Raw genomic sequence first — 19452 nt, 5'->3', positions numbered from 1 at the left:
GCCCAGAACTTAAGTTCTGGGCGGTATATCGGATGAGCGCGACACTTTGACTATTACAAAAATGTGGGTAGAAATTTATCTTTTTACTCTGTGTTCTCTATACTTAATAAGGTTAAATTAATTACTTTTTAATAGCAGAGACTAAAGAGCGCAGAGAGAAAAAAGAGATTTCATCAGTCACCTTGAAAGAGCTAATACCGCAAGGCGGAAGTCAAAAGTCAAAAAGCTTGTGTTATCAGCTTTTCCTTGATTGTGAATGGTATCTCTATTTACGCCGTGCTGTACTAGTACTAAAATTAGTATAATTAGGTGGAAGAACCAACGCGCGAATCATAACAGAATTATTATTTATAAATACTATAAATTTGGTAATTGGTAGTGATTATGCCACACTTACCAATTACCAATTAGCTACTTTTAAACATCGTGCAATGCTATTTAGATTTTGCCTCCAAGTTTTCTAAACGGCTTCTCAATTCCTGATTTTGTTGTTTGAGTTGGTCAAAATCTTCACGCAATTGACGCAGGGTTTTTTCTGAACCAATATTCTTTTGCACCTTAGAAATTTCTTCTTCAGCATAGCGACGTACACGCCCATCGGCTGTTTGTTCAACTAGCGATCGCAAAATCCCCACTGCTTTGGGTGTTTCCATTTGTCCTAATGCTGCTGCTACCGCCACTTGCGTTAAAAAGAAGGTTTCTTTCGCTAGTTCTGTTAATTTTTCTAAAATACGCTCTAAATTAACCGGACTTTGACCTACAGAAATCTTTCCTAAAGCGCGAATTGTGGCTAAACGTAAGGGTTGTGGTACACCGAGTTTGGTGTATTCGATTAGCAAATTTAAAGCTGCTTCCGAAGTTTTGAATTCAGCTAAACCCGCAACTGCACCACTCCGCACGACTTCATTCCAACCCGCCTTTTCTTCTAAAACGGATTTCAGCAGCTTTAATACTTTATCTTCCTTGGGCTTTTCTTCCAAGTTTGCAGAAGCGATCGCCCCGATCACACGAGAAGCTGCTGCTTCCACATAATAGCTAGGATCGCCCTTTTGTACTAACCCTCTCACAGCTTTATAGCTTTCAGCAGTTTTGATTTGAGCAAGTGCTTCCACTACAGCTCGTCGCACGTAAGCATTTTTATCTTTTAACCCAACAACTAAGCCATCAAAGGCTTGGTCTAAATTAATTTGCGCTAGTTGTTTCGCCGCTTCCACACGCACACCCCACAATGGGTCATTTTTCAGCGATGTAGATAGTGCAATAGTAGCTTCTAATCCACCTTTTTTCGTCAAAGCTGCTGCTGCATAAATACGTGAAATCGGGTCGGGATCAAATTCTAACTGTGCTTTTAACTCTGATATTGGATACTCTAATGCTACTGTTTTCAAATAATTATTTCCAACATCAAAGCTAATAAATTGAGGCTTATTTTCTAGGGGAAAGTAGAAGCTTTGTTCACGCTCATTTACCCGCACTACAAAAGTTTTTAGTTGTGAGTTATGAGTTTGAAGTTTGGAATTATTTTTAACTCCTAACTCCTCACTCCTAACTTCTCCTTGTTGGGTATTGCCAAAACCAATAGGTATTTTTAAATCAAACAAATCCTTACTGCCATTTTGACCTTCAGCAGCTTGGGTTTGAGTTACCGTAATTTTTGCTAATTTAGCATCCCCATCCCAAGAGTAAGCGACTTTAAAATCAGGATGACCACCACGAAAAACATATTGGTCAAAGAGGAATAAAAGATTATGTCCGGTAGCCTTTTCAATCGCCCTGAGTAAGTCTACTGTTTCTACAGTTTTGTGGGCATTATCTTGAACAAATGTTTGGATAGCCTGCCAAAACAACTCATCTCCTAATTGGGCCCGAATCATGTGATAAACACAAGATCCTTTTTCGTAAATGTGGCGATCGTAAAGCTCAATAGCTTCCCGGTAAACATGTGTTACCATTGGGCGACGATAGCGACTGCTATCTTCACTTAAGTAACGACGAGCTTCTAATAAACGATAGTAAGCTGCTTCTTCGAGACTATATTCCTGTTCTGTCCACATCACCTCAGAATAGGAAGCCATGCCTTCCTTAATCCAAGCATGAGACCAATGCTTAATCACCACCAAATCACCAAACCACTGGTGCGCGAGTTCGTGGACGACTAAACTTTCAGTATTGCGGTTATCTAAAGCAGCGCGTTCATCTAGCAAGCATCTATCTGTTAACAGTGTTGTGGAAGTATTTTCCATCCCGCCAAAGATGAAGTCATCGACGCAAACCTGGGCGTATTTCGGAAAAGGGTATGGATATCCATACTTTTGGCTCAAAAATTCAATCATGCGGGGAGTTTTGCCCATGCTACGTTTAGCATCTTCCTCCCGTCCCTTTTCTACGTAGTAGGTAACTGCTTTACTATTCCACTCATCCTGAATTTCGGCAAAGTCACCTACTGCTAAAGTCATCAAGTAGGTGGGATGAACTTGTTGCTGTGACCAATGGTAGATTTTGTAATCACCATCTTCTGTGGTATTAATCAATTCGCCGTTGGAAATTGCCACCAGAGGGTTGGGGACACGAACCCGAATTTCTGAAGTAGACAATTGTCCTGGGTAGTCAAAGCAGGGGAACCAAAAGCGAGAGTCTTCGTCTTCTCCTTGAGTCCAAACTTGAGTTGGCTTGTTTGGGTAGTGCTTGTCTGGTTGAATAAAGTAAAGACCGCGTTGCGGTTTTGCCACTGAATAGGCGATCGCAATCAGCAAGCGTTTACCAATTTGGGTCACTTCAGCAAGTTGGATGGAAAGCTGTTCCCCGTCGTAGTCAAAATTTTGTGGCACCTCGTCCACTTGCACAGACTCGATATTTAGGTTGACAGCATCCAAAGTCAAACGGTCAATGCCATTACGAATTGGTAAGAGACGAATGCTACAAGTGCCCTGATAGGAAAGCTTTGGGATATCCAAGCTAAGATCGAGAAAAATATGCTCTACCTGTCCGGGGCGATCGGGGTTGTAGTGTGGTCTTGCTCCCGGTAACTCAAAAGGTTTGTGTACGTTATTATCTGTATCAAAATAAGACTTCGACATTGATCCTTACTGACCTTGTAATCCTGAAAAGTCTGGCTTGGCTGGACGTAGTTAAGCAAAATAGCGGTGTCTAAATATATTTCCCAAATCAACAGGGCGTTATGGAGGTGAGAATTCCCTTTTGGGATTGGGGGATTAAAATTAATCTCACCCGAATTTCCGAAGGTCGGCTGGCGATCTTGGGAATTTTTTCCATATCCCTCCCGCATTTACTTTTACTGATGTTTTGCACTTTTTTGTCATCGAGTCAAGAGTCTCTTGCACCTCGATAACTTGTTATTAAGTACAAACACTCCTAATTATTCTTATATAGGACTCCGATTTGATTTTTGAAAACATACTGAGACTGAAAAGCTCGTTTATCAGGGTTTTATCTGAAATTTTGCTTACAAATCAGACAGGAGTCCTATAACTTAGGATAGCTTGCCTCTGTTGAGGAGGCTATTTTGTTTGAAATGAACAGCATATCATTTGCCGATTCGCTCCCCATCTCGTGGAAGTATTTTTTAGAGTAATTATTTTAGACTGCTAGCTTATAGGACTACTAATTTTATCAGTAAATACCGATCAATGAGTGGAAATTATTAATAAATCCGAAAACTCTACAGTGACACTTGTATAAATCTCGGTGACAATCTGAGCAAAAGAGGATAACAAAATGCCTGAAAGTAAATCCAAATTTCTCATTCCTGCTGTTGGTGCTGCTGTACTTGCCGCAGGAGGTATAGCAGCTTATATGTATTTTAAAGCCCCATCAGGAGCTAGTTCAGACGCTCTAGGCAGCGCTAAAGTAGTACCTTCAACAGCATTGATGGCAACTTATATTACTACTGACTCTCAAGCCTGGGCAAAGTTACAGCAGTTTGGCACTCCAGAAGCACAAAAATTAGTGGCAAAAGGTCTGGAAAATTTCAATAAGCAAGTGTTCAGTGACAGTAACGTTTCTTATGAAAAAGACATAAAGCCTTGGGCTGGTGGTGTAATGATTGCTGTATTACCACCTAATCCTGTTAAAGCAGCGCAGTTGAAAGCACCTTTTCAAGCACCTAATGGGCCAATCAATGTACAGCAGGAATCAAATATCTTGATAATAGTGGGAATCAAGGACAAACTCAGCGCTTTGAATTTTGCTAACAAATTAAAGTCACAAAAAGGAGTTAAATTTCAGGAATCTGACTATAAAGGTCAAAAAATTATAGAAACTACAGAAAATAGCAAGCCGACATATAGCGTAGTTTTAAATAATAGTCACTTAGTATTAGCACCCGAAAAGCAAGCTGTAGAAAAAGCAATTGACACCTTTAAAGGAGAGTCTTCTTTTGCCAGTAAAGATGGTGCAAGCAGTATTCTCAACAAAGGAGTGGATGTCAAAAACAGCCTCGCCCAAATTTATGTACCAGACTATGCTGGCATGGTACAGCAATTAGCAGCCGGAAGCCCGCAGGCAAAGCAGTTACCTCCACAAGCTCTGGCGCAGCTTAAGCAGATAAAATCTGTGGTGGCAGGTATTGGTGTTGATGATGCGGGAGTGCGGGTAAAAGCGATCGCTAATTTAGATCCGCAACTCAATAAATTTCAGTATCAATCAAGTCCGGGAAATATAGTCGGGCAATTTCCTACTGGTACTTTTGCTCTAATTAGCGGAAATGGTATCAGCCGTGGTTGGGAAACACTAGTAGAAGAGTCAAAAAATTATCCAGAAATGAAACAAGGTCTTGAACAGGTGCGAGGACAATTGAAATTTGTCAATATTGACCTGGATAAAGATATTTTTGGCTGGATGAATGGGGAATTTGCCATCGGTGCGATTCCATCTAATCAAGGGGTATTAGCAAATGTTGGTTTTGGAGGTGCTTTAGTATTTGATACTAGCGATCGCAAAACTGCCGAAGCCACCTTAACGAAATTGGATACCCTTGCCAAAACCCAACAAATCAACGTCGCCAATAGAAATATTGGTGGGAAAGACGTAACGGAATGGCAAATCCCCAGACAGGGGGCTTTATTGTCACATGGTTGGCTCGATCAAGACACTGTATTTGTGGCTCTTGGTGGGCCAATTGCTGAAGCGATCGGCGATCGTAAAAATCCATCTCTTGACAATAGCGATACCTTCAAAGCCGTTACAGGTTCTTTGCAAAAGCCCAACGGCGGCTATTTCTACCTGGATATGGACAAAACTCAAACTGTGCCCTTGATTAAGAGTTTAATCTTATCTGACGCCAATGCTATCACCATCTTGAATTCCATTCGTGGTCTTGGTTTTACCGCTAATAGCCCTGATAAATCTACCAGTCAATTGGAGATGTTGTTAGCTCTCAAGCCTAGTGCAAAGTAGGGTATGGGGCATTGGGCATTGGGCATGAGTTATTTCTCCCTCATCTCCCCACTCCCCACTCCCCACTCCCACTTACACAATTCAACTTGCTTCTAGACTGGCGTCCAACAAGTATGTCATAAGTAGAAAAAGCTGTTAAATGCAAACTGATTTATGACCGTTGCTGTAAACACTAATCCTGGTTTCGCTTCCCGTTTGGTAAATGGCGTACTGGCAATCAAACCTTTAGCCGACCTAGCCAAACATCAAGCTAGACAAATGATGATTAAACGTGCCGAAAGAATTGGCGTACCTTGGACGCAGGAAGTCGAAACACTACAAGCGCGTGATTGGAAGGCTGATCTAGCTCAAGTAGAAAATCCTCAGCTTTCCTACCCAGAATACTATTTGCGGTCATTCCATGCCTATGAAGGTGGAAACCTAAGTTGGAAAGCCGCTTGTGAGCTAGAAGTTGCTGCCCGTACTGTCCATGCTGGAATTTGGCAAGATGCTGGAGCAGAAGGAGATGCTAAACTCCGCCAAAGTTACCACGATATCCTCAAAGTGCAAATCCCCAATCAACCCCAAGACATCCTCGATGTAGCTTGTGGTGTGGGTTTGAGTACATTTACCATGCAAGAAATTTATCCCCATGCCAAAATTACAGGCTTGGACTTATCTCCCTACTTCTTAGCCGTTGCCAATTACCGTGCTGGGCAACGTCAAGCTAAAATAAACTGGCTTCATGCCCAAGCGGAATCTACCGGGCTAGCTGACGCCTCTTTTGATTTAGTTTCCATTTTCCTAATGTGCCACGAATTACCACAATCGGCAACCCGACAGATTTTAGCTGAAATGCGGCGCTTGCTGCGTCCGGGTGGCTACTTGGCAATCATGGATATGAATCCAAAATCTGAAGTTTACAAAAAAATGCCAGCCTACATTTTGACTTTGCTCAAAAGTACAGAACCGTATTTAGATGAATATTTCGCTTTGAACATTGAGCAAGCTATTGTTGAGGCGGGTTTCCAAACTCCCACTATCACTAACAATACACACCGTCACCGCACAGCGATCGCTCAGGTGAGTGGTTGATTTTTCTTTAATGCTTTGGGCAGCAATACCACCTTTGTTGCTGCTAGGCTACTACTACTGGCGAGTGCCATTTGCCCCACCTTTGTTAAAGTTGCTGATGTTTTTTATCATCGGCGCAATCTCTGGTATCTTAGCCCTTAGCCTCGAATGGATTTTTGAAATTGTAGTCAACAGGGTTATACACTGGCATCAGATTAAGCTATGTCTGCCGACAAATCGGTGCGCGTCTACGCTTCCTGGAATAGCGTTGCGGCAGCTTGTAGAAGTAGGCCCAATTGAAGAAGGCTGCAAGTTTGTAGCGGTTGTTGTCCCAACCTACTATCTGCAACGCAAGTATCGATTATTTGCATCTACCGTTTTCCTCTTCACCATAGCCGTTGCCCTTGGATTCACTGCCGAAGAGAATTGGATTTACCTTTTCCACGATACAGCATCAATCCTAGACCGTATAATTGGTATGCCAGTCCACGCCATGTTCTCTGCACCTTGGGGATATGCTTTAGGAATCTATATTTCCTCCAACACTCGCTTAAATCGAGACAAAAAGTTCATTTTTAGGGCTTGGCTAAATTCTGTAATCTGCCATGCCCTAGTTAATGTCTTATCAAGTGCTTGGCGTTACTCACTACCTTTAAGTTTCCTGAGTTATGGTTTATTCCCATTTCTCTTGTGGATGTTTTGGCGACTAGAACAATTACTGCGAAAAGTGCAAGGCAAAGCCGCCATTACCCTGATTTCAGGCCATACATCCCAACACCGTTACTGGCAGAGGAGTTTAGTGCTGTTTGCCCTCGTAATGGGTGGAAATGCTATTTTTGGGCTGTTTCTTTTAGCCAGGATTCTTAGTCCCTTGAGTCCGTCGAAGCTTTTTGATGCTGATATTTTGTGGTTTATAATTAGTCGCTTTTCACTAAATTTCTTTTTCGGAGTTTTAGCTTGGGTCATTTATCGCTATTTGCGACATTCCGCTCGTCGTCGGTATTTTTAAAATATGATTTAAGAAAATGCTAGGGGGTTTCTATGCAAACAACTCCAGTGCGTTGGACGACTGCTGATCTAGAACTATTTGCTGGCGATCGCAGAAATCGCTATGAGATTATAGATGGAGAACTCTTTGTGACCAAATCACCTAGTTGGGATCATCAATCAAGTTGTGGCAATATTGTTACAGTTCTTAATAATTGGTCAAATGAAACTGGTTTAGGTAAAGCTGCGATCGCACCTGGAATTATTTTCTCAGATTCTGACAATGTGATACCTGATGTGGTATGGGCAAGTCATGAACGCTTAAAAAACTTACTAGATGAAGCTGGACATCTCACAGGCGCACCGGAGTTAGTTGTAGAGGTTTTATCCCCCGGCGAAAAAAACCAGAAACGTGACAAAGAAACAAAGCTAAAGCTGTACTCGGTGCAAGGTGTTCAAGAATATTGGATTTGCGATTCTATACAGAAGAAAGTTGAAGTTTATCGCCGTGAACAGGCTGCATTAAAGTTAGCAGCTACTTTATTTAGTCAAGATGAGTTAACAAGTCCTTTGCTACCTGGTTTCAACTGCTTAGTTAGTAAACTTTTTTAGTTGGGCATTGGGCATTGGGATGAGATAAATTCCCTATGTCCTATGCCTAGATTTTCAATTGCCTAAACGCTTGCCAATACTGGCTGATTCCCGGTGGCGCTGACTGAATTTGATTCAGATTCAGTACAGTAGATTTCGCAGGAGTTATTGGGACTTTCAATCAGTTTCACTTTGTAAAGTTTAGCTCCCAATTCCTGAATAGGCGATCGCAGTAAATTGCTAATGTAAAGTGCGATATTCTCAGCAGTGGGAACAACTTCAGCAAAGTAGGGAATGTCTTTGTTTAAAAAGGTGTGATCGAATGGCTCAACCACATAATCATCTATTACTTGGTTCAAAGCACCTAAATCAACAAGCATCCCAGTACGTGGGTCAATTTCCCCTTTCACGGTGACTTCTAAATGATAGTTGTGTCCGTGACCGTGAGGACGAGCGCATTTACCATAAATCTCAGTGTTTTCTTCGTTACTGAGGTTAGGATGAGCCAGCCGATGGGCGGCGCTAAAGTGAGTACTGATGGTGAGGTAGGCTTCCATTGCGTTTCCCATATAATCTGCCCAAAGTTCAGGATGTTCAAATAACTGCACACGGACTAAAGGCAAGTGTGGTGCTAGTCGCTGCCAAATAATCCGTGCAATATTCTCAGTGGTGGGCAGAGTTTGTTGAAATTCTGCCCACGCATCATTGAGATAAGAGAAGTCCAATTGACTGGTAACTTCCCGTTTAATTACGTGTTTCACATCAGACAAGTTCAATACCATGCCATATTCATCCAATTCCCCAGTTAGGGAAATGAATAAGACATAATTATGTCCGTGTCCCGGAAATCTAGAGCAAGCACCAAATTTCTCAATATTCTCAGCTTCACTCAGTTCTGGCAACCAATAACGATGACTTGCCGAAAACTGGGCGCGGCGGTTAACAATACATTGCATGAGTACACTATGAGCAGAATTTAAAATTTCTTAATCTTTCTCTGCTTCCAGCATAAACTAATTCTTAAGTTATGTGTCATTAGTTATTAGTTATTAGTCCTTTGACATGCAGGGAAATTGCCCAATGCCCAATGCCCAATGCCCAATGCCCAATGACTATGTAACAGATGCTTGTGCCTCACAGTGTAATCTTGTAGCTATGCGGAATAGTTCATGACCTGTGTGTAAATAACGCTCATCATAGTTCAAAGGAAAATAGCCTAATTCATCGAGTCCATCTCCTACTTGATCGAGGCTGTAGTAAAGGTGAGCGGCTGTTCTTGCTAAACTAGGGGGATTTGGTAGAGAGCGAAAAGTAGTTTGTGCCTGCTTGAGGTCATCTCGACAGGTTTTTAAGTATTCCTGAAATTCATCTAACAACTCATCATCAAAGGGATCAGCAGCTAATTGCTCCATTTGTTCTTCTAAGGAATAAAGAATGGTACAAAGCAAGCGATTTACTGGTTGGTAAACTTGGCGCAGCCATTCCTCAACTTGCTCGTCAACATCGCGTCCAGTTTTTCGTGTGGTCTGGTAATGCTTTTGCGCTGATGCTGTACGCTGTTGGCGTAGGCCTAGCCCGTCGTAGACATCGCTATTTAATTTTTGAGAGTCATCTTGCAGTTGTTGGTCATAATCGCGGCGATTTTGGTTGTCGCCTAAGACTTCATAAGCTGCATTGATGCGGATTATCTGCTCTTGATCGGCACTTTCCTGATTGCTGTCAGGATGAAATAACTTAACCAAGCGGCGATAGGCTTGCTTAATCTCCGCAAGGCTTGCACTTGGACTAACTTTGAGAGTTTCGTAATGGTTAGAAACGTGCTTAGAATTGACCATTAATTCAATTTATCGTTAGCTGATGCTAGCGGCTAACCTTGTTTCCAGGTCTTGGAACAACGGTGTACTCAAATACCTCTCACCAAAGCTGGGCTGAATCATCACAATTAAACGTCCCTCATTTTCTTGACGTTGGGCAACGCGAATTGCCGCACATAAAGCTGCTCCACTGGAAATACCAGATAATAGCCCTTCTTCTTTTGCCAAACGCCGACTATAAGCGATCGCTTCTTCATCGGTGACGGTAATCACTTCATCAATTAATTTTATCTTGAGAACTTGGGGAATGAACCCAGCCCCAATCCCTTGAATTTTATGTGGCCCTGGTCGTCCCCCAGATAAAACTGGGCTATTGGATGGTTCAACTGCGATCGCTTTAAAACTAGGCTTGCGTGCTTTAATCACTTCTGCTACACCAGTGATCGTACCACCTGTGCCCACCCCTGCTACGATCATATCTACTTGTCCATCGGTATCTTCCCAAATTTCTTCTGCTGTAGTTTCCCGATGCATTTTTGCATTGGCTGGATTGCGGAATTGCTGCAACATATAAGTATTGGGCATCGTATTAACCATTTGTTGCGCCCGCCCAATTGCCCCACTCATGCCTTCCATCCCTGGCGTTAGTTCCAGTTCTGCTCCATAGGCCCGCAACATCGCCCGGCGCTCTGCACTCATCGTCTCTGGCATTGTCAAAATTAACCGATAACCCTTAGCTGCGGCTGCCATTGCTAGAGCAATTCCTGTGTTTCCAGAAGTAGGTTCTACCAATACTGTCTTCCCAGGAGTAATCAGCCCCTCTTCTTCGGCGGCGTTAATCATACTCACCCCAATCCGATCTTTGACTGATGCCGATGGGTTCATACTTTCCAATTTCACCAGAATTTGTGCAATACATCCTTCTGTTTGGGGAATGCGGTTCAACTGCACTAGGGGTGTACGGCCAACCAGTTCTGTAATGTTACGAGCAATTCGCATAATTTAGCCCTTAGTTATTAGTTAAAAGTCATGGGTAAGTCCAGTCCTGTTCGGCTTTGTCGTTCCCGTTAAATTTTTTATTCAATGCAAAATTCAAAATTCCTTTTGAAAAGTTCTATTCGCCGGAAAGCCACGCTTAGACTTTCCCAAAATCTAAAACTGGCAGAGTTAGAAATCTTTAAATCAGTTATCAGTTATCAGTTATCAGTTATCAGGCGTATGGTGGGGGATTTAGACCCGCCACCAACGCATTCCACCTCTTTGTGGGGGACTTAAACCCAGGGATAAATAGATCACTGATAACTGTTTACTGTTCACTGTTCACTGTTAATTCTTAACTCAAAACTTTTAACTTACCACTCCTAACTTTTCTAGTATACTCCGGTTAACTACTGGGGTTTATTGCTACTATCAACAACAAAAAGCCCCGCCTAATGGCGGGGAGCAATAAAGTTAAATTCTTGACAGATTGTCAATACTTTAGAAGGTGAAAGTTGTTCTGAGCGTACCGATAATTGCATCATCGTTATCGCTATTTTGACCAGGAGAGGTCAACCAGATTACACCAGGGGTAACAGAGATGTTATCTGACACCCGATACTTGTAGAAGCCTTCAAAGTGATATGGTATATCGTTATTACCGCCAAAACCTGGGCGGTTAAAGGAATAGGGTTCTGCACCAGCAAAGACACCTAAAACGTTACCCTTTTTACCAAAATCAGGTAAGGCTACCCCAAGACCATAGCTCCAAGCTTGATAATCATCACCTATACCAGAGCCTGTGACATCGTGGTAAGATACGAAGCCACTAATGGACAATTTGTCGCTTGGTCTAAACGCAGCCGACACACCGTAGGAGTTACTTGAGGATGGGGTTGCTGTACCAGTTGCAAGACCTGCTGCACTACCTAAAAAGTTTGCTTGTCCAGTACCTACATCAAAAGCTCCGGTTGCTCCGTCTGTACCAGAGTCGAATAAAGCACCACTGGCGCTATATCCGTGGACATAGGTAGCAGCTAAAGCCACGCGATCGCCTACACTAAAGTTCAACTGTCCAAGAGCTGCATAGTCGCCGTTGGTCAGACCTTGATTGACACCATTTTGAAGACCAGGAATATTCGCTTGTGATGCCAAGTAACCCGCAGTGATTGAGCTATTTCCTAAAATACCGCCACCTTTACCAAGGGGCAGATTGAGCGCTATACCAGCACCGCCACCAATCCGATAGATGGGACTTTCAGAAGCAAAGGTAGATAAAGCGCCGTTACCGCCGTCAGTGTTGTCAAAAAAGTAAGGGTTGTTGACAGCAGCATACTGGCTGTGTCGTCCCCCACTAGCTGCCAGGTAAACTTGGGCTGGCCCTATGGGTACTTCATAAGTCAAGCGGTCTATTCTGACACTGTTGTTGCCATTGCCTATGCCAACTTGATATGTTTGTGTCCCTTCAGCAGTACCGATCGGATTATTAGCGTTGTCAAATTGTGTAAAGGCTGATGCATTACCGGCTGATAGACGTGTATGTAAAATGTCTCTACCAGTGAAGCTGGTTTGCAAGTCTAAACGTACCCGATCTTGGAAGACGGTGTTGTTGTTGTCACCAGTGTTACCACCAAACGCATCACTAACTGCAAAAATTGCTTCACCAACTAGTTTGGTGGTAGTAGAGAACTGATTAGCTTCCAATTCAGCAGTCCGCGCTTCTAAGGAATCTACGCGGCCGCGTAGAGTTGCTAATTCTGCCGAAAATTCTTCTTGTAACCGTTGTAAAGTAGCTAAATCTTGTTTGGTAACTAAGTCAGCTGTTGCTGTGGCAATTAATTCGTTAACCCGATCCAAACAGGCGTTCAAACCAGCAGCAAATTCATAACGGGTCAAAGCACGGTTACCGCGATAAGTAGCATTTGGGTAACCTGCAATACAACCATAGCGCTCAACCAAAGACTGCAATGCTTGGAATGCCCAGTCGGTGGGTTGTACATCGGAAAATTGAGAAACCGATGTTACTTGAGACTGAGAATTATTTTGGTTGCCTTCGTTGCTGTAGCGATTAACTTGATCAATGGTTGTCTGAGCCAATATTTCTGGCTGTTGGGTAACTTCAGTTACACCTGGTTGTGCGGCTGGTGATACAACAGTTGTTTTGTTTGGAACCGCCATTGCTGTTGCCGAAACTAACAATGTTGCTCCCAAAACTGCTGGGCTAACCACTAAGGATTTCCACAATATACTAGACATCTTCTCTTTACTCCTCACACCTTGTTTAGATAATTGGTTTCGTTGCACCTAATTCTCAGAAATGCGACATCTCATTGAAACCTGTGGATGAGGCATAGTTGCCACTACTACAATTTTAGTTTTTGCAAAGCTAATAAACGATTAACTTAGGGTTAAAAACTTATCTGATTAACTTATGCAAAAACATATCTTTATATCATAACATTATAAAACATCGGATCTAGATGACAAGATTGGAGCGATCGCCTTAGTAACTGTCACACATAATTATCTAAATATCTAAGCAGAGAGTAGGCTTTAGGGCATTCGCTCGCTACGTAGGCTAAACTGCTCCAAGGTTAGACACTTAGCATGTCGGTAAAAATCCCTTCTTGCAGTTAGACCTACTGAAATTCGCCCACTAATAAAAACACACTGACTCAGCTATACAAATTTAGGCAAAGCCTTTATACGGGGTAGCTTATCTCCTATTGCGATCGCAAACACCAGCTTATGAATCAAGAGTTTTGAAACCAGCGCCCTCTAAACCAAAACCTGTACTTTTAATCTTAAAGCTTGCTACACCCTGCGTCTCCCTTCCGTCGCTGTGACTTCCAGTTAACTACTTTAAAGATGTTAGAATAAATTACTTAGTTAATTTGGGAAATCGCCTGCGCTAAATCAAAATCAGCCTGTGTCAGTCCACCTGCATCATGTGTTGTGAGTGCAATCTTCACTTTATTGTAGGAAATCTCTAAATCTGGATGATGTCCTGCCGATTCCGCAGGCTCCACCAGCTTATTAACAAACTCAATTGCTTGGATAAAATCCTTGAATGTGCGGGTAATCTTTAACTTGGAGCCTTCAACAGTCCAACCTGACAGAAACTTTGCACTTTCTTGAATTTCTGCCTCAGTCAGTAGTTGTGCCATATAAAGAAATTCCTAGTCGGATTATTTGGGACATATCATTTATTTCATCAAATCAAATCTCTTTTGTTTTCCATAGAGAAATGATGAAAAGATAAAGTAGGGAATAATATCTGTGTGCATATTTAAATCAGACTTAGTATATAGATGTTATTGCTCACATCTGTTTGTCAACCGCCCCACCCACAAGGGGATGGGGCTTGTAACTAACCGACAGAATCGGCTGAAACATACGGCATATTGACTGATGCCTGCTCCTGTGTCCCTAACTGGGTAGAGGAGAGAATATAGTCGTCCCGAACATTCTTGGCAGCATTGAGATCCGCGTGTGTCCGATGTCCACAATTTTTGCAATGAAATCTGGACTTGTGCCGATTTGTTCTTCGGATGTGCTTACAAATATTGCATTTTTGGGAGGTATAACGAGGATCTTGGTGTACTACTCGTTTTCCCAACGCTTCTGCCTTGTAAGCCAAGAACTGCTCTTGCTGATAGAACGCCCAACTACCCAACCATTTATTCATTTTCTTGCCGCGTCGCTGAGTGCGAATACTGGACAAGTCCTCTAGTACAAAAACCGCAATTAAGGGTTGGTTGACTAACTTTTTACTTACACAATGGTTCGTATCCCGCATGAACCGCTTCTCGCGTCCAGACATCGCCTTTAAACGACGTTTGGCACTGCGAGTGCCTTTTTGCTGGAGTTTACGACGATTATGTAAATAACGTCTTTGTACTTCCCTGATTTTAGAAGAACTGAAAAATTGACCATCATTGGTAACAGCTTGATGATACAAGCCTCGGTCAATTCCTTGAATTTGTCCTTCTATCTGTTGCGGGTCTTCTGTCTCAAAAACCAATCTCACCCAGAATTGCTTGGTGTTGTTAGTACAGGTAACAGTTGCACCGCAAAATTCCCAAGTTTCAAACACTTCTTGAAAATATTCAGGAACATCAAGAATTAAAGTGACTCGTTTCCCAATGCACGAGAGGGTTAATTGCTTTCCTCTTAGCGTCATTGTGCGTTTATCGTACCTTAATCCCGATGTTGGTTTTTTCTTGGGAATGCTCTTGAATTTTGTAGCTTTGATAGCTTCAAGTGCGTTATCTCTGATTGTTTGCAATAGCGCAGAAGGCACACACGGATACTGAACTCTTAACAAGTGATACAGTTCCTTGTGTGCCTTATTTTTGTTGTAACTACTCTTAGCAATAGCCCAGTCAACGTGTGCGTTAAATATCTCTGCACACTGGTTCATCAAAGGTAAAAATTTATCCGATGGTAAATCAACTGGGATACTAACAGTACGTTTCATGTAGATTCTACTGGCTTGTAGTAAGCAATAATCACAGCTTCGTAAAGAGAGTTTTCTTGTTGATAAAATTTATCCATAAAAAACTATCCGCTCTGAGTTATATCGGATGATCTAACTCAAAGCGGTCTAGCGGGTCTTCAGGTTGCAACCAGACTGCCGGAAGGAACTCCGAGCTTGCCTAGCTACTTGAGCTAACTTAGTATCTCAAAGATAACTAAGGCTAACTTTTAGAGAACAGCCCCGGCGCACAGCCGGCTAACTGCAACCTGATGACCCATGCATTTACTACTTTCTATCATGGGCATCACCTCCTTGTTGCCTAAGCGGTCTTAGTCTCAAAAGGGCAGAGCATTTACTCTGGGTTTATAACCTTTATTCAAGATAACACATAAATTTAGAGATATTAACGATATATAAAAAAATCTCCCACCAAAAGGCGGGAGATGACTGGAGAATGGGAAATATTGACACTTTTTTGGCTTATGCAAAAAAGATTATTTAATCTGGTTGGTGTCAATTTTCAGCAACCACAACCCTAATTTAAGTCATGGGTCGGCTTTTAATATTAGAGAGCGTTACCGCGAGGTAGAACTTCCTCAGGGAATACAAATTGTTCGTGGGGTTGATCTTGAGGAGCCATCCAAGCGCGGATACCCTCGTTAAGCAAAATGTTTTTGGTATAGAAGGTTTCAAACTCAGGGTCTTCCGCCGCCCGCAATTCTTGGGAGACGAAATCATAAGCCCGCAGGTTGAGTGCCAAACCGACGATGCCGACGGCGCTCATCCATAAGCCTGTGACTGGCACGAACAACATGAAGAAGTGTAACCAGCGTTTGTTAGAGAAAGCAATACCGAAAATCTGTGACCAGAAACGGTTTGCTGTCACCATTGAGTAGGTTTCTTCAGACTGGGTTGGATTGAAGGCGCGGAAGGTGTTAGCACCATCTCCGTCTTCAAACAAGGTATTTTCCACTGTGGCTCCGTGAATGGCACACAACAAAGCACCACCCAATACACCCGCAACACCCATCATGTGGAAGGGGTTGAGTGTCCAGTTGTGGAACCCTTGCAGGAATAATAGGAACCGGAAAATAGCAGCTACGCCAAAGCTAGGTGCAAAGAACCATGACGATTGTCCCAAGGGGTACATCAGGAATACACTGACGAATACTGCAATGGGAGCGGAAAAGGCCAGGGCGTTGTAAGGACGGATACCTACTAGACGAGCAATTTCAAATTGCCGCAACATGAAGCCAATCAAACCAAAGGCTCCGTGCAAAGCCACAAATGGCCACAAACCACCCAATTGGAACCAACGGGTCAGGTTGCCTTGAGCTTCTGGTCCCCACAACAGCAATAGGGAATGTCCCATGCTGTCGGCGGGGGTGGATACTGCCACTGTCAGGAAGTTACAGCCTTCTAGGTAGGAGGAGGCTAACCCGTGGGTGTACCAAGAGGTGACGAAGGTGGTACCGGTCAGCCAACCGCCTAGTGCTAGGAAGGCGCAGGGAAACAATAGTATCCCTGACCAACCTACGAATACGAAGCGATCGCGCTTGAGCCAGTCGTCTAATACGTCAAACCACCCTCTACTAGGGGCGCGTCCAACTGCGATGGTCATTAGAGCAAATCTCCAAATGTTTATAAGTACAGGTTGTATCTGTATTATAGATGGCTAAATAAAAGCCTTCCATAAGCAGAAAGTTAACCGGGTTGTTAACCTAGTTTACAATTTTTTACACACCTTTAATCATATTAGGTGTAAATCGTTAATTTTTCTAGGGGTTTTGTAATAAAAATTTATTTTTGATTCAGATGAGGTGGGAGTGGGGAGATGAGGGAGCAGGGGAGACAAGGAGACAAGGAGACAAAGTGACTTGAGTGATAACTAGCAACAAGTCTTTCCCTTTGTCCCTAATTCTCCTTGTCCCCAAGTCCTCTTCACCATGCCCCATGCCCCATGCCCAATGCCCAATGCCCAATGCCCATTTTCCTAGAATCAGTCAGCTGACGCTAAAATGAGTCCACAGTTAAATTTGATTATTGCTAAATGTTTACCATCGATTTAAGCATCAGAAACACTGCTTTCCCTATCTCTGTACAACGTAAGTCAGCAGAGGATGCTGAGGCTGTCTATCAGCTGATTTTGGCAGCAATACGCTCTGGTAACCCTGACATTGTGGAACTCAAGTGCGAGGGCAAGACAGAGAAAAAAATTGCTGTCCGCGCTAGTGAAATTTCTGGGGTGCAGATTGTTCAGAAAGATGGTACAACCCCTGGTGGTGGTAGACCACCTGGATTTTTCGCTGTAGCTGCTGAGTAACCAAGGTTGACAAATGGCTCAAATGGGCATTCAGGTCAAGGATTTAAATTTCAATTGGCCTAATGGAGAGAAAGTTATCAAATCTTGCTCTTTAGAAGTACCAAAGGGCGAATTTTGGATGCTTTTGGGTACAAATGGCAGTGGGAAATCAACGTTACTTAGACTACTGGCGGGGCTACTAGCTCCTGAGTCTGGGGAAATTCAGGTTTTGCATCCTGTTGGCTTTGTCTTCCAAAATCCGGATCATCAACTGGTAATGCCAACGGTTGGTGCTGATGTGGCTTTTGGATTGGTGGAAGAAAAGTTACCGCCTGCTGCCACTAGAGCAAGGGTTGAGGAGGCACTAGGAGCGGTGAATTTGCTTGCCCTCCTACGACGTCCTATCTATGCACTCTCTGGGGGACAGAAACAGCGAGTAGCGATCGCTGGTGCGATCGCCCGTCGCTGTGAAGTCTTATTATTAGATGAACCCACTGCCTTACTAGATCCAGATAGTCAGTTGGATTTGGTGGCTGGTGTGCGCCGCCTTGTCAAAAGTCGAGGTATTACGGCTCTGTGGGTGACACATCGATTAGACGAGTTAAATTATTGTGATGGCGCTTTCTTGCTAGAAAAAGGCTCTCTCGTAGATAGGGGTGAACCTCAACGCCTCAAACAATGTCTAATGGAGGTACACAGCGAAGCCTCTTAATTAAGTGCTGTTAGCGGATAGCTATGGTTGAGCCAGTGCTGAGTGTTGAGTTAAGTAAAAAGTACTCAGGCTTTCATGCCCGTAGATGCTTCGCTCTTTGTAGGTGGTTTTTTAACTCAGCACTCTTCGTTCTCATTACTTCTAAAAAAGAACTGCAACGCGCCTTTTAAAACAAAGGCGCGTTTTAAGTTTGTACGTCTGTCTTAAGTTTTAGTTTTGTAAGGCTGCCGTATTTTATTCTGTGTAGCATAGTGTTACAGACTATGCATCAATTATTATAAAACTTATGAATGAATTTTGTTAACTCTAGAAAATTGTGATCAAAAACCATGCCCCGTTCTTTACTCCAAGCCGTTTTGTTAGTAGACGGCTACAATATAATAGGCGCTTGGCCTTGCCTTAAAAAAACGCGTGATAGCGTTGGACTAGAGGCCGCACGGGGCGAACTTGTGGAAGCAATGACTGGTTATAGCGCGTTTCAAGGTTACACAACTCAGATAGTTTTTGATGCTCAATATCAGAATTGCTCTAGTAATAAAGAAATTATTACTGAGCTTTTGTCTGTTTATTACACTGATTTTGGGCAAACAGCAGATACTTATATTGAAAAATCCTGCGCTTCTTTCCGCCACCAAATAGCTCAATCTTTGATTTCTCGTGTAATTGTTGCTACATCAGATCGGGCACAGCAGTTGATGATACAAGGGTATGGGGCTGAATGGTTGTCGGCACAACAACTTTGTGGGGAAGTAGAAGCTACCGTTTGTCGGATGCGACAAAAGTACCATACACGCAAACAATCCAAGAGTAGGTTTTTAGCTAATGCTATTGATGCTAAGGCGCGGCAGCGTTTGGCTGAATTACGAATGGGATTATAGTAGATATTAGGATTTAACAGTCTCTGCTTAAGTTCCTGAATCGGTTTTGGCTGCAAAAATTCTATAAATTAAGCATCTAAAAAAATATATTGGCGAAAGTACTTGCCAAATACTATTTTTAGTCCTAAGATTATAAATCGTGAGTGGTCCTCAGTAGCTCAGTGGTAGAGCGATCGACTGTTAATCGATTGGTCGCTGGTTCGAATCCGGCCTGGGGAGTTTATCAATTTTGGATTTTAAAT

The 19452-nt window shown here is 42.8% G+C and carries 15 protein-coding genes and 1 tRNA gene; 8 read left to right on the top strand and 8 right to left on the bottom strand.

Going from position 1 to position 19452, the window contains the following annotated elements:
- Positions 1–434: 434 nt before the first annotated feature.
- Positions 435–3077, bottom strand: coding sequence for a M1 family metallopeptidase (locus CDC33_RS26365; RefSeq protein WP_109011430.1), 2643 nt, complete (start codon positions 3075–3077; stop codon positions 435–437).
- 658 nt (positions 3078–3735) lie between these two features.
- Between CDC33_RS26365 and CDC33_RS26360 the strand changes: the two genes are divergently transcribed.
- The 4 genes from CDC33_RS26360 to CDC33_RS26345 all read left to right on the top strand — a co-directional run bounded on the left by CDC33_RS26360 (position 3736) and on the right by CDC33_RS26345 (position 8067).
- Positions 3736–5415: a DUF3352 domain-containing protein gene (locus CDC33_RS26360; RefSeq protein WP_109011429.1), complete on the top strand. Its 1680-nt coding sequence runs from the start codon at positions 3736–3738 to the stop codon at positions 5413–5415.
- A 153-nt stretch (positions 5416–5568) separates the two neighbouring features.
- Positions 5569–6489 (top strand): class I SAM-dependent methyltransferase, encoded by a 921-nt coding sequence (locus CDC33_RS26355; RefSeq protein WP_109011428.1) that lies wholly within the window; start codon positions 5569–5571, stop codon positions 6487–6489.
- Entirely contained in the window at positions 6482–7477 is a 996-nt protein-coding gene (locus CDC33_RS26350) for a PrsW family intramembrane metalloprotease (RefSeq protein ID WP_109011427.1), read from the top strand. Before CDC33_RS26355 ends, CDC33_RS26350 begins: the two co-directional genes overlap by 8 nt.
- Before the next feature lie 32 nt (positions 7478–7509).
- The gene (locus tag CDC33_RS26345; RefSeq protein ID WP_109011426.1) at positions 7510–8067 is read left to right on the top strand and encodes a Uma2 family endonuclease; all 558 of its coding nucleotides are present in this window, start codon (positions 7510–7512) and stop codon (positions 8065–8067) included.
- Positions 8068–8129: 62 nt separating this feature from the next.
- Here CDC33_RS26345 and CDC33_RS26340 read toward each other — a convergent pair whose 3' ends face one another.
- From CDC33_RS26340 to psbD, 7 genes are all read right to left on the bottom strand, one after another.
- Positions 8130–9002 (bottom strand): 6-carboxytetrahydropterin synthase, encoded by an 873-nt coding sequence (locus CDC33_RS26340; protein ID WP_109011425.1) that lies wholly within the window; start codon positions 9000–9002, stop codon positions 8130–8132.
- 156 nt (positions 9003–9158) lie between these two features.
- The gene (locus tag CDC33_RS26335; protein ID WP_109011424.1) at positions 9159–9881 is read right to left on the bottom strand and encodes a J domain-containing protein; all 723 of its coding nucleotides are present in this window, start codon (positions 9879–9881) and stop codon (positions 9159–9161) included.
- A gap of 15 nt (positions 9882–9896) precedes the next feature.
- Positions 9897–10859, bottom strand: coding sequence for a cysteine synthase A (gene cysK, locus CDC33_RS26330; protein WP_109011423.1), 963 nt, complete (start codon positions 10857–10859; stop codon positions 9897–9899).
- A gap of 480 nt (positions 10860–11339) precedes the next feature.
- On the bottom strand, positions 11340–13094 hold the full coding sequence (locus CDC33_RS26325; protein ID WP_109011422.1) for an iron uptake porin: 1755 nt from the start codon (positions 13092–13094) through the stop codon (positions 11340–11342).
- A 629-nt stretch (positions 13095–13723) separates the two neighbouring features.
- Positions 13724–14005 (bottom strand): 4a-hydroxytetrahydrobiopterin dehydratase, encoded by a 282-nt coding sequence (locus tag CDC33_RS26320; RefSeq protein WP_109011421.1) that lies wholly within the window; start codon positions 14003–14005, stop codon positions 13724–13726.
- A 203-nt stretch (positions 14006–14208) separates the two neighbouring features.
- Complete coding sequence (locus CDC33_RS26315) at positions 14209–15318, bottom strand: RNA-guided endonuclease InsQ/TnpB family protein (protein WP_109007771.1); 1110 nt, start codon at positions 15316–15318, stop codon at positions 14209–14211.
- A gap of 565 nt (positions 15319–15883) precedes the next feature.
- Positions 15884–16939 carry a photosystem II D2 protein (photosystem q(a) protein) gene (gene psbD, locus CDC33_RS26310; protein WP_100900373.1) on the bottom strand — a complete coding sequence of 352 codons (1056 nt, stop codon included), beginning with the start codon at positions 16937–16939 and terminating at the stop codon, positions 15884–15886.
- A gap of 429 nt (positions 16940–17368) precedes the next feature.
- On the opposite strand from psbD, the gene CDC33_RS26305 reads away from it, so the two are divergent.
- The 4 genes from CDC33_RS26305 to CDC33_RS26290 all read left to right on the top strand — a co-directional run bounded on the left by CDC33_RS26305 (position 17369) and on the right by CDC33_RS26290 (position 19429).
- Positions 17369–17641, top strand: a complete 273-nt coding sequence (locus tag CDC33_RS26305; RefSeq protein ID WP_012410874.1) for a UPF0367 protein family — start codon at positions 17369–17371, stop codon at positions 17639–17641.
- A gap of 13 nt (positions 17642–17654) precedes the next feature.
- Positions 17655–18332 carry an energy-coupling factor ABC transporter ATP-binding protein gene (locus CDC33_RS26300; protein WP_109011420.1) on the top strand — a complete coding sequence of 226 codons (678 nt, stop codon included), beginning with the start codon at positions 17655–17657 and terminating at the stop codon, positions 18330–18332.
- Positions 18333–18661: 329 nt separating this feature from the next.
- Positions 18662–19210: an NYN domain-containing protein gene (locus CDC33_RS26295; RefSeq protein ID WP_109011419.1), complete on the top strand. Its 549-nt coding sequence runs from the start codon at positions 18662–18664 to the stop codon at positions 19208–19210.
- A gap of 147 nt (positions 19211–19357) precedes the next feature.
- A tRNA-Asn gene (locus CDC33_RS26290) sits at positions 19358–19429 on the top strand.
- Positions 19430–19452: the final 23 nt, after the last annotated feature.

Origin of the sequence: Nostoc commune NIES-4072, assembly GCF_003113895.1 — a bacterium.
Classification (GTDB): Bacteria; Cyanobacteriota; Cyanobacteriia; order Cyanobacteriales; family Nostocaceae; genus Nostoc; species Nostoc commune.
This window is presented reverse-complemented; position numbering and strand designations above follow the sequence as displayed.

Excerpts from the sequence above, each read along its gene's own strand:
- CDC33_RS26365 (WP_109011430.1), bottom strand. The coding sequence starts at position 3,077 with ATGTCGAAGTCTTATTTTGATACAGATAATAACGTACACAAACCTTTT.
- CDC33_RS26360 (WP_109011429.1), top strand. The coding sequence starts at position 3,736 with ATGCCTGAAAGTAAATCCAAATTTCTCATTCCTGCTGTTGGTGCTGCT.
- CDC33_RS26355 (WP_109011428.1), top strand. The coding sequence starts at position 5,569 with ATGACCGTTGCTGTAAACACTAATCCTGGTTTCGCTTCCCGTTTGGTA.
- CDC33_RS26345 (WP_109011426.1), top strand. The coding sequence starts at position 7,510 with ATGCAAACAACTCCAGTGCGTTGGACGACTGCTGATCTAGAACTATTT.
- CDC33_RS26340 (WP_109011425.1), bottom strand. The coding sequence starts at position 9,002 with ATGCAATGTATTGTTAACCGCCGCGCCCAGTTTTCGGCAAGTCATCGT.
- CDC33_RS26335 (WP_109011424.1), bottom strand. The coding sequence starts at position 9,881 with ATGGTCAATTCTAAGCACGTTTCTAACCATTACGAAACTCTCAAAGTT.
- cysK (WP_109011423.1), bottom strand. The coding sequence starts at position 10,859 with ATGCGAATTGCTCGTAACATTACAGAACTGGTTGGCCGTACACCCCTA.
- CDC33_RS26325 (WP_109011422.1), bottom strand. The coding sequence starts at position 13,094 with ATGTCTAGTATATTGTGGAAATCCTTAGTGGTTAGCCCAGCAGTTTTG.
- CDC33_RS26320 (WP_109011421.1), bottom strand. The coding sequence starts at position 14,005 with ATGGCACAACTACTGACTGAGGCAGAAATTCAAGAAAGTGCAAAGTTT.
- CDC33_RS26315 (WP_109007771.1), bottom strand. The coding sequence starts at position 15,318 with ATGAAACGTACTGTTAGTATCCCAGTTGATTTACCATCGGATAAATTT.
- psbD (WP_100900373.1), bottom strand. The coding sequence starts at position 16,939 with ATGACCATCGCAGTTGGACGCGCCCCTAGTAGAGGGTGGTTTGACGTA.
- CDC33_RS26305 (WP_012410874.1), top strand. The coding sequence starts at position 17,369 with ATGTTTACCATCGATTTAAGCATCAGAAACACTGCTTTCCCTATCTCT.
- CDC33_RS26300 (WP_109011420.1), top strand. The coding sequence starts at position 17,655 with ATGGCTCAAATGGGCATTCAGGTCAAGGATTTAAATTTCAATTGGCCT.
- CDC33_RS26295 (WP_109011419.1), top strand. The coding sequence starts at position 18,662 with ATGCCCCGTTCTTTACTCCAAGCCGTTTTGTTAGTAGACGGCTACAAT.